The 11977-nt window shown below is 62.9% G+C and carries 12 protein-coding genes; 11 read left to right on the top strand and 1 reads right to left on the bottom strand.

Translation table 11 applies throughout. The features are described 5' to 3' along the window. Positions 1 to 45: 45 nt before the first annotated feature. Positions 46 to 966 carry a LysR substrate-binding domain-containing protein gene (locus BUE92_RS21970; RefSeq protein ID WP_073526246.1) on the bottom strand — a complete coding sequence of 307 codons (921 nt, stop codon included), beginning with the start codon at positions 964 to 966 and terminating at the stop codon, positions 46 to 48. A gap of 181 nt (positions 967 to 1147) precedes the next feature. On the opposite strand from BUE92_RS21970, the gene aspA reads away from it, so the two are divergent. The 11 genes from aspA (at position 1148) to BUE92_RS22025 (ending at position 11975) form a co-directional block, all read left to right on the top strand. Further along, positions 1148 to 2572: an aspartate ammonia-lyase gene (gene aspA, locus BUE92_RS21975; RefSeq protein WP_017739004.1), complete on the top strand. Its 1425-nt coding sequence runs from the start codon at positions 1148 to 1150 to the stop codon at positions 2570 to 2572. 409 nt (positions 2573 to 2981) lie between these two features. Then, a complete protein-coding gene (locus tag BUE92_RS21980; RefSeq protein ID WP_050499539.1) occupies positions 2982 to 3818 on the top strand; it encodes an ABC transporter ATP-binding protein in 837 nt (278 codons plus the stop codon). Between the two features lie 39 nt (positions 3819 to 3857). Beyond that, positions 3858 to 4850: an ABC transporter substrate-binding protein gene (locus BUE92_RS21985; protein WP_073526247.1), complete on the top strand. Its 993-nt coding sequence runs from the start codon at positions 3858 to 3860 to the stop codon at positions 4848 to 4850. A 27-nt stretch (positions 4851 to 4877) separates the two neighbouring features. Then, positions 4878 to 5654: an ABC transporter permease gene (locus tag BUE92_RS21990; protein WP_073526248.1), complete on the top strand. Its 777-nt coding sequence runs from the start codon at positions 4878 to 4880 to the stop codon at positions 5652 to 5654. Beyond that, positions 5651 to 6418 carry an SDR family oxidoreductase gene (locus BUE92_RS21995; RefSeq protein WP_143170014.1) on the top strand — a complete coding sequence of 256 codons (768 nt, stop codon included), beginning with the start codon at positions 5651 to 5653 and terminating at the stop codon, positions 6416 to 6418. The genes BUE92_RS21990 and BUE92_RS21995 overlap by 4 nt, the downstream gene beginning before the upstream one ends. A 13-nt stretch (positions 6419 to 6431) precedes the next feature. Then, the gene (locus BUE92_RS22000) at positions 6432 to 6971 is read left to right on the top strand and encodes a cupin domain-containing protein (protein WP_014720525.1); all 540 of its coding nucleotides are present in this window, start codon (positions 6432 to 6434) and stop codon (positions 6969 to 6971) included. 4 nt (positions 6972 to 6975) lie between these two features. Next, entirely contained in the window at positions 6976 to 7854 is an 879-nt protein-coding gene (locus tag BUE92_RS22005) for an alpha/beta fold hydrolase (RefSeq protein WP_073526249.1), read from the top strand. Further along, positions 7851 to 8684 carry an IclR family transcriptional regulator gene (locus BUE92_RS22010; RefSeq protein ID WP_003195671.1) on the top strand — a complete coding sequence of 278 codons (834 nt, stop codon included), beginning with the start codon at positions 7851 to 7853 and terminating at the stop codon, positions 8682 to 8684. Before BUE92_RS22005 ends, BUE92_RS22010 begins: the two co-directional genes overlap by 4 nt. 1 nt (position 8685) lies before the next feature. After that, on the top strand, positions 8686 to 9483 hold the full coding sequence (locus BUE92_RS22015) for an SDR family oxidoreductase (protein ID WP_073526250.1): 798 nt from the start codon (positions 8686 to 8688) through the stop codon (positions 9481 to 9483). Further along, positions 9476 to 11161, top strand: coding sequence for a thiamine pyrophosphate-binding protein (locus BUE92_RS22020; RefSeq protein WP_073526252.1), 1686 nt, complete (start codon positions 9476 to 9478; stop codon positions 11159 to 11161). The genes BUE92_RS22015 and BUE92_RS22020 overlap by 8 nt, the downstream gene beginning before the upstream one ends. 10 nt (positions 11162 to 11171) lie before the next feature. Continuing rightward, complete coding sequence (locus tag BUE92_RS22025) at positions 11172 to 11975, top strand: aspartate dehydrogenase (protein WP_073526254.1); 804 nt, start codon at positions 11172 to 11174, stop codon at positions 11973 to 11975. Positions 11976 to 11977: the final 2 nt, after the last annotated feature.

Consider the following 11977-nt stretch of genomic DNA (forward strand, 5'->3'; position numbering starts at 1 on the left):
CATGATAAAAAGCGATCTATTGAGCATTAAACCACTCAATTTCATTCAAGCGAGACCTCGGTCTCCTTGCGCTGCCCCACCTTCCAGCTTGCGCCACAACAACCGCACATTCGCCTTGCGCACCAACGCGCAGCGGTACAAGCGAATCTCCAGCGGCACATGCCATTGCGGCCCGCCGCACACCACCAGTTCGCCGCGCGCCAACTCCGCACGTACGCTCAACTGCGGCACCCAGGCGATCCCCAAGCCTTCGAGCGCCATGCTCTTGAGGCTGTCGGCCATGGCGGTTTCATAGATGGTGGTAAAGCGCAGAGCCCTCTGACGCAGCAGCAAATTCACCGAGCGGCCAAGGAACGCGCCGGCGCTGTAGGCCAGCAGCGGCACGCTGCCCTCGCCTTCCAGGTCGAACAACGGCTTGCCCTCGGCATCGGCGGCGCACACCGGGAGCATTTCGGTGTTACCCAGGTGCAGCGACGGGAAAATCTCGGCGTCCATTTGCATCGCCGCATCCGGGTCGTAGAACGCCAGCATCAGGTCACAACCGCCTTCGCGCAGGGCGTGCACCGCATCGCCAACGTTGGTGGCGACCAACCGCGTGGCGATGTTCAGGCCTTCATTGCGCAGTTGTGCGATCCAGCGGGGGAAGAAACCCAGCGCCAGGGAGTGCGCCGCCGCCACTTGCATCACTTCGCCCTGCCCGCCTTCGAGGTGATGCAAATGGCGCAGCACTTCGCCGAGCTGTTCGACCACGGTGCGCGCCGTCACCAGGAACAACTGCCCCGCTGCTGTCAGCTCCACGGGCGTGCGCGAGCGGTTGACCAGCGTCAGGCCCAAGGCGGCTTCAAGGCTGCGAATACGCCGACTGAACGCCGGCTGGGTGACAAAGCGCCGCTCAGCCGCCTGGGAAAAGCTGCGCGTCGCCGCCAGGGCGCTGAAGTCTTCCAACCACTTGCTCTCAAGGTTCATCACTGCCTCCCACGGAATGCACCATTTTGGCACACACGCCCGCCAAGATAACCGGGTCACATCCACATTATGCCGTTTGTGCATAGGCCAGTGCTTAACAGCATTGGCCCAAAAACTTCCACAAGCCTAGCATTCGCAGCGTTCCGGCCAGTTCCGGGTCCATATTGAGATGATTTCCGTCATGTCCTCTGCTGCATCATTCCGTACCGAAAAAGACCTGCTTGGCGTACTCGAAGTACCGGCTCAAGCGTATTACGGCATCCAGACCCTGCGAGCGGTGAATAACTTCCGCCTCTCGGGCGTTCCGATTTCGCATTACCCGAAATTGGTGGTCGGTCTGGCAATGGTCAAGCAAGCGGCCGCTGACGCCAACCGCGAGTTGGGCCAGCTCAGCGAAGCCAAGCATGCTGCCATCAGCGAAGCCTGCGCGCGTCTGATCCGCGGCGATTTCCACGAAGAGTTCGTGGTGGACATGATTCAAGGCGGCGCCGGCACTTCAACCAACATGAATGCCAACGAAGTCATCGCCAACATCGCGCTGGAGGCCATGGGTCACCAGAAGGGCGAATACCAGTACCTGCACCCCAACAACGACGTGAACATGGCGCAGTCGACCAACGACGCCTACCCGACCGCGATCCGTTTGGGTCTGCTGCTGGGCCATGACGCGCTGCTGGCCAGCCTCGACAGCCTGATCCAGGCGTTCGCCGCCAAAGGCGTCGAGTTCGGTCACGTGCTGAAAATGGGCCGTACCCAATTGCAAGACGCCGTGCCGATGACCCTCGGCCAGGAATTCCGCGCCTTCGCCACCACTTTGGGTGAAGACCTGGCCCGCCTGAAAACTCTCGCGCCAGAACTGCTCACTGAAGTGAACCTGGGCGGCACAGCGATCGGCACCGGCATCAACGCCGACCCGCGTTACCAGGCCCTGGCCGTACAACGCCTGGCCACCATCAGCGGCCAGCCGCTGGTACCGGCGGCCGACCTGATCGAAGCCACCTCCGACATGGGCGCTTTCGTGCTGTTCTCCGGCATGCTCAAGCGTACCGCCGTGAAGCTGTCGAAGATCTGCAACGACTTGCGCCTGCTGTCCAGCGGCCCACGCACCGGCATCAACGAGATCAACCTGCCGGCGCGCCAGCCAGGCAGCTCGATCATGCCCGGCAAGGTCAACCCGGTGATCCCGGAAGCGGTCAACCAGGTAGCGTTCCAGGTCATCGGTAACGACCTGGCCCTGACCATGGCAGCCGAAGGCGGCCAATTGCAGTTGAACGTGATGGAGCCGCTGATCGCCTTCAAGATCTTCGACTCGATCCGCCTGTTGCAACGCGCCATGGACATGCTGCGCGAGCACTGCATCGTCGGCATCACCGCCAACGAAGCCCGCTGCCGCGAACTGGTGGAACACTCCATCGGCCTGGTCACCGCGCTGAACCCGTACATCGGCTATGAAAACGCCACCCGCATTGCGCGTATCGCTCTTGAAAGCGGGCGCGGCGTGCTGGAACTGGTGCGTGAAGAAGGCTTGCTCGACGACGCCATGCTCGACGACATCCTGCGCCCCGAAAATATGATTGCCCCACGTTTGGTGCCGCTGAAGGCCTAAGCGTTTGTTGCACCGCTCACCAGGCTGAGGGACTAGACACCTCTCACCTTTTGAGGGCTTGAAGACTCGTTCTTCAAGCCCTTTTTTTTGCCCGAAATTCCTCTTCTTATATAAAGCGCTGTTAGTGCGTTTCACATATAAAACATCACACCTTCAGCGTTACTTGAAAAAGCATTCATTCATTGCAAGTTCCCATCGCATGCACAAACGGTGTGCAGTTTCGTGCCATATAAAAACAATGGTTTCATATATGAAACGTCCAATATTTAGTCATAATCTCGTAACCCATTAATTCAAAAGGTAATTCAACAAACATTTGTAGGAATTAACTCACTGGCATTGTTCATGCACTAAACGGCGTATCACCTATAAAACAGACCAGAGTACCTTCCTGATGGCTGTGAAAGAGATGTACGCCGTGACGCCCCAATGGAATACGCCCGCACTTAAGGAAGAGCTGGAGCCGACTGAAATTGAATTCCGTAATGTCGGTAAATGTTTCCCAGCCAAAGGTAAAACAGAAGCGCCCTTTGCCATTCGCGATGTGAACTTCAAGATCCGTCGCGGCGAGGTCGTGTCGATCATCGGTCCGTCTGGTTGTGGCAAGAGCACCATCCTCAATATGGGTTCTGGCCTGTATCGGCCCACTGAAGGAGAAGTCTTCGTGGGCGGCGAGCCGGTGACCGGGCCCGTGCCGCAAGTCGCGTTCATGCTGCAAAAAGATTTGCTGATGCCCTGGCGCAGCATTCGCCGCAACGTCGAACTGGGCCTGGAGATTCAAGGCGTGCCCAGCGCGACCCGGCAGAAGGTGGCCCTGGACTTGCTCGACCGTTGCCACCTCAATGGCTTCGCCGACCACTACCCGTTCCAGCTCTCTGGCGGCATGCGCCAACGCGCCGCCCTGGCACGCACCCTGGCCATCGACCCCCAGGTGTTGTTCCTTGATGAGCCGTTTTCCGCCCTCGACGCCCAGACCAAGATGATCCTGCAGCAGGACATGGCCCGGATGCTGTTCGATGAAAAGAAGACCGCGCTGTTCATCACCCACGACCTGATCGAGGGCATCGCCATGTCCGACCGGTTGCTGGTCATGAGCGCCCGCCCCGGCACCATCATCGAAGAAATCAGCATCGACCTGCCGTTTCGCGACAACCCGCTGGAGCGTCGCAAGCTACCGGAGATCGGCCCACTGGTCGGTCGCCTGATGGAGCTGCTGCACGTCGGCGCCGACACCGAACTGCACTGATTACCGCGCTTGCGGCCCCCAACCGATTCAGGAGTTCCCATGCTCAAGTCTCTGTTCCAACGTTTTTGCGCGCTCAGCCTTGGCCTGGGCCTGGCCTGCGCGGCCCAGGCGCAGCCGACCGACGTCACGTACCTGCTGCCGGCCCCGCCTAACTTGCCAGCCTTTGCACCGTGGATCATCGCCAAGGAAAAAGGCTATTACGCGGCCCAGGACCTGAACCTCACGTTCATTGCCGCCAAGGGCGGTGTGGATGTGGCCAAGCAGATCGGCGCCGGCAATGCCCTGCTCGGGGGTGCCATCGGCGACACACCGATCATGGTGCGCGGCAACGGCATCCCGGTGCGCGCCGTGGCGGTGCTGGGCGCGGGCGGCGTGACCATGATCGCCACCCATTCCAAGGACAACATCAATAACGTCAGCGACCTCAAGGGCAAGACCATGACGGTGATGTCGTATTCCGATACCACCTACTACGCGCTGCTCGCTTCGTTGCGCAAAGCCGGCCTTGGCAAGAACGACGTAGACATCCAGGCCGCAGGGCCTGCCGGAGTCTGGCAGTTGTTTACAGCCAACAAGGCCCAGGCCATGGCCGGCGTGCCCGATTGGATGGTCACCGCCGAAGAAGCCGGCGCGCAGATCAAGCTGATTCCCCAAGCGCAGATTTTCGAAAGCATGGCCCAGGCCATCCTCGCCTCGGATGATGCCATCAAAAACCACCCCGACGTGGTGCGCGGCGTGGTCCAGGCCACCCTCAAAGGCATGCACGACATTATCCAGGACCCGCGCGCCGCCGCCGTCACCTTTGCCAAGGCGGTCCCGACCTACGCCGGCAAGGAAGACTCGCTGGAGAAGATCTTCAAGCTCTATGTCGAGCACGTCTACGCCAACCAGCCTGTGCTGGGGCACATCGACCCCGAGCGCCTGGACAAGGTCCGCCAGTTCTACGTGAGCGAAGGCATCGTCCCCCGGGAAACCCCGCTGGATGAGCTGTTCACCAACCAATTCGTCGACAGCCCGGTCGCCGCGCAATAACGCACCGGACAACAAGGTACGCATACGATGAAAAACCTGAACCCCTCCGTGCTCGGTAGCGTGGCGCTGCTGATCCTGTTCCTGGCGCTCTGGCAGTGGGGCCCCGAGCTGCTCGGCATGCCCGAATTCGTCATGCCCAAACTCAGCCGCGTGGCCCAGGAAAGCCTGGTGATGTGGCACAGCGGCGGCCTGTTGCAACACACCCTGATCACCGCCATGGAAATTGTCGTCGGTTTCGCCCTGGGCGCCTTGCTGGGCGTGATGATAGGTGTGTCCCTGGGCCTGTCGCCCGCGGCTGAAGCGATGCTGTCGCCCTATATCCTTGCGTTGCAGATCGCACCGAAAGTTGCCTTTGCGCCACTGTTCGTGATGTGGCTGGGCTACACCATCTACCCGAAGATTCTGATCGCGATCCTGATCGTGTTTTTCCCGGTGATGATCAACGTGCTCTCGGCGATCCGCACGGTCGACCCGGACATGATCAACCTGGTGCGCACCATGAACGCCAGCCGCTGGCAGATCTTCCGCCTGGTGGAATTTCCTTCAGCCATGGCCGCGCTGTTTTCCGGCCTGCGCATCGCCTCGACCCTGGCCGTGATCGGCGTCACCGTCGGTGAACTGGTCGGCGGCAACCAGGGCCTGGGCTTCCTGTTGGTGGACGCCGAGGGCCAAGGCAACACGGCCGGTGTATTCGTCGCCATCGTCATGCTCACCCTGATTGGGGTGGTCGCCTACGGCGCCGTGGTGTGGGCGGAAAAACGCGTCCTGCACTACATGCCCAAAGCCATGTTGAGCACGCAATGATGAACGACCGGAATCGTTTGCTCGAAGGTCGTCGCGTGCTGGTAACCGGCGGCGCCCGTGGCCTGGGTTATGGGTTCGCCCAGGCCATCGGCCAGGCCGGTGCGCGCGTGGTGATTGCCGATGTGCTGGAAGAACGCGTGCAACAGGCGGCCTGTGAACTGCAGGCCCTGGGACTGGACGTGCAGGCAGTCACTGTCGACCTGGCCCAGCCGGCGTCGATCCAGGCGTGCATCAGCGCGACACTCGATTTGCTGGGCGGCCTCGATGGCCTGGTGAACAACGCCTCCATCACCAACTCCGGCGGCAAAGGCTGCGAAGACCTGAGCATCGACACCTGGGATCAGGTGATGCAAGTCAACGTACGCGGCACCTGGCTGATGACCACCGCCTGCCTGCCAGCGCTGCGTGCCAGCGGCCACGGCGCCATCGTCAACCTGGCCTCCGACACCCCCCTGTGGGGCGCGCCGAACCTGTTGGCCTATGTCGCCAGCAAGGGCGCAATCATCGCCATGACCCGCAGCCTGGCCCGCGAGCTGGGCGCCGACAACATCACGGTCAACGCCATCGCCCCTGGCCTGGTGCTGGTGGAAGCCACCGCCTACGTGCCCGAGGCACGCCACCGTTTGTACAACGACCAGCGGGCGATTCAGCGCCCGCAATTGCCCGAAGACGTCAGCGGCGCCGTGTTGTTCGCGCTGTCCGACCTTGCCCGCTTCATCACTGGACAAACCCTGCCGGTCAACGGCGGGTTCGTCATGCCTTGATCTGGAGACTGTCATGACTGATCTATCTGCCCAAAACGACACCCCGAAAAGCTGGGACCGGCCGGCCGGTGCCAGCCTGGAAAGCTGGATGAACACCCGTATCGCGCGTTACGAAACGCGCAAGTACGACTGGGATGCGCTGAAGTTCCAGGCCGACTACGACCCCAAGTTCCGCCGTGCACAAATGCGCTACATCGGCACCGGTGGCACCGGTATCAGCACCGACATGAACACCATCCCGTCGGAGCATTTCACTTTCTCCACCATGGTGATCCCGGCCGGCCACGAAGGCCCGCCGCACCTGCACATTGACGTCGAAGAAGTGTTCTTCGTGCTGCGCGGCAAGCTCAAAGTGGTGCTGGAAAAAGACGGCGAGCGCTTCGAGACCATCCTTACCGACCGCGACGTGATTTCCGTACCGCCGGGCGTGTACCGCGAAGAGATCAACATCGGCGATGAAGATGCGTTGATGTGCGTGATGCTCGGTGCGAAAAAACCCATCACCCCGACCTATCCGCCAGAGCACCCTCTGGCTTCGATCAAGCGCGGATAAGCCCATGCTGCCAGGACTCTCTCAAGCCGCGCCGACGGCCGACCTGCAAGCCCAGCTGGAGCGTGATTTTCCCCAACGCCTGGTGGCCTCGGCCGGTGGTCAGCAGGCGTTGCGCGAATGTGGCGCGGGGCCGGTGGTGGTGTTGCTGCACGGTATCGGCTCCGGCGCGGCGTCCTGGCTGCAGGTGGCTCGGCAACTGGCCTCTCAGGCCCGGGTCATCGCCTGGGAGGCACCCGGCTACGGCGATTCCAGCCCGCTGGAGTCGGATGCGCCCAAGGCTGAGCAGTACGCAGCCCGCCTGGCGCAGATGCTGGATGCACTGGGTGTCGAGGAATGTGTGCTGGTCGGCCATTCCCTTGGCGCCCTCACCGCCCTGGCGTTCGCCCGCAGTTCACAGGCCCATCGCGTCAACCGGCTGGTGCTGATCAGCCCGGCGCGCGGCTATGGCGCACCACCGCTTGGTCAACAGCGCCAACAGGTGCGTCAGCAACGCCTGGACAACCTGCAACGCCTGGGCATCGCCGGCCTGGCCGAACAACGCAGCGCCCACATGTTGTCGCCCCGTGCCACGCCCCAGGCCCTGGCTTGGGTGCGTTGGAACATGGCGCGCCTGAACCCCGGTGGTTATCGCCAGGCCATTGAATTGCTGTGCGGCGATGACCTGCTGCGCCATGGCCAACCGGCCATGCCCTGCGAGGTGCATTGCGGTGAAGCCGACAGCATCACCCCCGCCGAGGCCTGCCTGAGCGTGGCCAAGGCGCTGGGCGCCAGCTTCAACCTGATTGCCGATGCCGGCCACGCCAGCCCCATCGAACAACCGCAAGTGGTGGCCGGGCGCCTGGCCTATGCCCTCCAACAATCCCTGACAGGTAGAACCCAATGAACGATTCCGATCTGCTCAAAGACGCTCAGGACAAATACATCGTTCCAGGCCTGGAGCGTGGCCTGCTCCTGCTCTGTGAGTTCAGCCGGCGCAACCGCACCCTGACCGCGCCGGAGCTGGCACGCCGGTTGGCACTGCCCCGCTCGACCATCTTCCGCCTGCTGACCACCCTGGAGACCATGGGTTTCGTCACCCGCAGCGGCAATGAATACCGCCTCGGCATGTCCGTGCTGCGCCTGGGCTTCGAATACCTGGCGTCGCTGGAGCTGACCGAGCTTGGCCAGCCGTTGCTGGCGCGCTTGTGCGACCGGGTCAACTACCCGAGCAACCTGGTGGTGCGTGACGGTCGCTCGATTGTCTACGTGGCCAAGGTTTCACCGCCTTCGGTGTTCTCCAACGCCGTCAACGTCGGCACCCGCCTGCCCGCCCATGCCACCGTGCTGGGGCGCATCCTGCTCGAAGACCTGTCGCTGGCCGAGTTGCGCGAGTTGTACCCCGAAGAGCACCTGGAACAACACTCGCCCTGCACGCCGAAAACCGTGATGGCGCTGTTCGACCTGGTCCAGGCCGACCGCCAGCGCGGGTTTGTCAGCGGCGAGGGCTTTTTCGAGTCGGCGATTTCCACGGTGGCCGCGCCGGTGCGTGACCAGAGCGGCGGCATCGTCGCGGCCCTGGGCGTGACCATCCCCACGGCGCAGATCGGTCACGTCAACTTTGAAGAACTCTTGAATCAGGTACGCCGCAGCGCTGATGAGCTGTCGCGACTGCTCAACTACAACGGCGGCGCCCATAACGGGCAGCCCCGCGTCACCGCCTTGATGAGAGACTGACATGAGCCTTTACCAATTGCAGGGCCGCGTCGCCATTGTCACCGGTGGTTCTTCGGGTATCGGCCTGGCCTGTGTCGAACTGCTGCTGGAAGCCGGTGCGGCAGTGGCCTTCTGCGGTCGTGACGAAGAGCGCCTGCGCCGTGCTGAAGCCGGTTTGCGCGAGCGTTTCCCAAGTGCTCGCCTGTTGGCCCAGGCCTGCGATGTGCTCGATGCCGAGTCGGTCAACGCGTTTGCCGGCGCCAGCCTGGCTGCGCTGGGGGCGGCCAGCGTGCTGATCAACAACGCCGGGCAAGGCCGGGTCTCGACCTTTGCCGACACCACCGACAGCGCCTGGACCGAAGAGCTGAACCTGAAGTTTTTCTCGGTGATCAACCCTGTGCGCGCCTTCAAGCCTCAGCTGGAAAACCAGCCTGACGCGGCCATCGTCTGCGTCAATTCGCTGCTGGCCAGCCAGCCCGAACCGCACATGGTCGCCACCTCCGCCGCACGCGCCGGGCTCAAGAACCTGGTGCGTTCAATGGCCACTGAATTCGCCCCGCAGGGCATCCGCGTCAACGGCATCCTGATTGGCCTGGTGGAGTCCGGGCAATGGCGCAGGCGTTTCGAAGCGCGCGAAGAACGCGACCTCGGCTGGGCGCAGTGGACCGCACGCCTGGCACAACAAAAACACATTCCCTTGGGGCGCCTGGGCCTGCCGATTGAAGCGGCCCGCGCGATCCTGTTTCTGGCCTCGCCTCTGTCGGCTTACACCACAGGCAGCCATATCGATGTATCCGGAGGCCTGTCCCGCCATGCGTAATGAAAACAACACTGTCACCGTGGGCGCTGCCATCACCGCCTTTCTCGAGCAATGCGACGTCAAGGCTGTGTTCGGCGTGATCTCGATCCACAACATGCCGATCCTCGATGCCTTTGCGGTACGCGGCAATATCCGTTTCGTCATGGCCCGGGGTGAAGCCGGCGCCGCCAACATGGCCGACGCCTACGCCCGCACCACCGGCGGCCTGGGTGTGTGCCTGACCTCCACCGGCACCGCTGCTGGCAATGCCGCGGGTGCGATGGTCGAAGCCCAGACCGCCGGCACCCCGCTGCTGCACATCACCGGCCAAATCGAAACGCCGTACCTGGACCAGGAACTGGCTTACATCCATGAAGCCCGCGACCAGCTGAACATGCTCAAGGCGGTGTCCAAGGCCGCCTTTCGCGTACGCAGTGTCGAGACCGCCCTGAGCACCATGAAGCTCGCGGTGCAGACCGCCCTGACCGCGCCCACCGGGCCGGTGAGCGTTGAAATCCCCATCGACATCCAGTCCACCTTTATCCCGATGCCGACCGACCTGTCGCCCCTGCCGATCCCGGTGGCCGTGCCTGCACCGGAAGCCCTCGACCTGATGGCCGACCGCCTGGCCAGCGCCAAGCGGCCGATGCTCTGGCTCGGCGGCGGCGCCCGGCATGCCGGCGCACAGGTCAAGCGCCTGCTAACGATGGGCGTGGGCGTGATCACCTCCACGCAAGGTCGCGGCGTGGTCAATGAAGACGACGAGCGTTGCCTGGGGGCTTTTTCGCAGAACAAGCGGGTCGAACAGTTCCTGCAAACCTGCGATGCACTGCTGATCGCCGGCTCGCGCCTGCGCAGTAACGAAACCTTCAAGTACGCCCTGAAACTGCCTTCGAACCTCTTGCGTATCGACGCCAACCCGGCGATCGAAGGTCGCAGTTACGCCAGCGAACTGTTTGTCTGCGGCGACGCGGCGCTGGCGCTCGAAGGCCTGGCTGATCGCCTGGAAGGTCGCTTGCACACCGACCCGAGCTTTCTCGCTGAACTCAAAGCCGTGCGCGAACAATCACGTAGCCAACTGATGGCCGACCTCGGGCCGTACTCGGCCATGGTCGAACAATTGCAGGCAGTGACCGGGCGCAACTTCTCCTGGGTACGCGATGTGACCCTGTCCAACAGCATCTGGGGCAACCGCCTGCTGACCCTGTATCACCCACGTGCGGGTGTTCATGCCTTGGGCGGCGGAATTGGTCAGGGGTTGGCCATGGGCATCGGCGCAGCGGTCGCCGCAGCGGAAACGGCGCCTGAGCGCAAAGTGTTCGCAATCGCAGGTGACGGCGGCTTCATCCTCAACCTGGGTGAGCTGGCGACCCTGGTGCAGGAGCGCGCCAACCTGGTGATCCTGCTGATGAACGACCAGCGCTACGGGGTGATTCGCAATATTCAGGATGCGGTCTACGGCAGCCGCCATTGCTACGTCGACCTGCACACCCCGGACTACACCAGGCTTGCCGAGTCCCTGGGCCTGCGCCATGGCCTGGTCACCGACCTCAAGGACTTCGGCACGGTGGTCGACAGCGCCCTGAGCCAGCCGGGCCCGTTCCTGCTGGAAGTAGACATGCTCAGCGTCGGCAACTTCGCCACCCAGTTTGCCGGGCCGCCCAACAGTGAAACCAAAGCCCAGAAGGCCACCGCCTGAGGATCGCACCATGCTGCATATCACCATGATCGGCTGCGGCGCCATTGGCGTCGGTGTGCTGGAGCTGCTGGAGAATGATCCACAGCTGTGCGTGGATTACGTCATCGCGTCCCAGGGTTCCGAAGCCTTGGTACGCCAGCGCCTGGCCAGTTTCAAGCAACCGCCGCAGGTGCTGACCGCCTTGCCCGCCGATGCCCGCCCGGATCTGCTGGTGGAGTGCGCCGGCCATCGCGCCATTGAAGAACATGTGCTGCCGGCGCTGGAGCGTGGCATTGCCTGCCTGATTGTGTCGGTGGGCGCATTGTCCGAAGTCGGCCTGGTGGAGCGCCTGGAGGCCGCCGCCGAGCGCGGCAAGACCCGCATCGAGTTGCTACCCGGCGCCATCGGCGGCATCGATGCGCTGTCGGCGGCCAAGGTCGGCGGGCTGGACGCGGTCAACTACACCGGCCGCAAACCCGCCCGCGCCTGGAAGAACACGCCCGGCGAACAAGCCTGTGACCTGGACACCATTCAGGAAGCCACAGTGATCTTCCAGGGCAACGCCCGCGAAGCCGCGCGGCTGTACCCCAAGAACGCCAACGTCGCCGCCACTCTGTCGCTGGCCGGACTGGGCCTGGACCGCACCCATGTGACGTTGATCGCCGATCCCCACAGCGATGAAAACGTCCACCACTTCGAAGCCCGGGGCGCCTTTGGCCGTTTCGAGTTGAGCCTGCGCGGCAAGCCCTTGCTGGCCAACCCGAAGACCTCGGCGCTGACCGTGTACAGCGTGGTCCGTGCCTTGGGCAACCATGCCCACGCGATTTCCATTTAGGA

It is taken from the genome of Pseudomonas fluorescens (genome assembly GCF_001902145.1).
Classification (GTDB): Bacteria; Pseudomonadota; Gammaproteobacteria; order Pseudomonadales; family Pseudomonadaceae; genus Aquipseudomonas; species Aquipseudomonas fluorescens_BV.

Coding starts and splice junctions, on each gene's coding strand:
- BUE92_RS21970 (WP_073526246.1), bottom strand. CDS start 966: ATGAACCTTGAGAGCAAGTGGTTGGAAGACTTCAGCGCCCTGGCGGCG.
- aspA (WP_017739004.1), top strand. CDS start 1,148: ATGTCCTCTGCTGCATCATTCCGTACCGAAAAAGACCTGCTTGGCGTA.
- BUE92_RS21980 (WP_050499539.1), top strand. CDS start 2,982: ATGTACGCCGTGACGCCCCAATGGAATACGCCCGCACTTAAGGAAGAG.
- BUE92_RS21985 (WP_073526247.1), top strand. CDS start 3,858: ATGCTCAAGTCTCTGTTCCAACGTTTTTGCGCGCTCAGCCTTGGCCTG.
- BUE92_RS21990 (WP_073526248.1), top strand. CDS start 4,878: ATGAAAAACCTGAACCCCTCCGTGCTCGGTAGCGTGGCGCTGCTGATC.
- BUE92_RS21995 (WP_143170014.1), top strand. CDS start 5,651: ATGATGAACGACCGGAATCGTTTGCTCGAAGGTCGTCGCGTGCTGGTA.
- BUE92_RS22000 (WP_014720525.1), top strand. CDS start 6,432: ATGACTGATCTATCTGCCCAAAACGACACCCCGAAAAGCTGGGACCGG.
- BUE92_RS22005 (WP_073526249.1), top strand. CDS start 6,976: ATGCTGCCAGGACTCTCTCAAGCCGCGCCGACGGCCGACCTGCAAGCC.
- BUE92_RS22010 (WP_003195671.1), top strand. CDS start 7,851: ATGAACGATTCCGATCTGCTCAAAGACGCTCAGGACAAATACATCGTT.
- BUE92_RS22015 (WP_073526250.1), top strand. CDS start 8,686: ATGAGCCTTTACCAATTGCAGGGCCGCGTCGCCATTGTCACCGGTGGT.
- BUE92_RS22020 (WP_073526252.1), top strand. CDS start 9,476: ATGCGTAATGAAAACAACACTGTCACCGTGGGCGCTGCCATCACCGCC.
- BUE92_RS22025 (WP_073526254.1), top strand. CDS start 11,172: ATGCTGCATATCACCATGATCGGCTGCGGCGCCATTGGCGTCGGTGTG.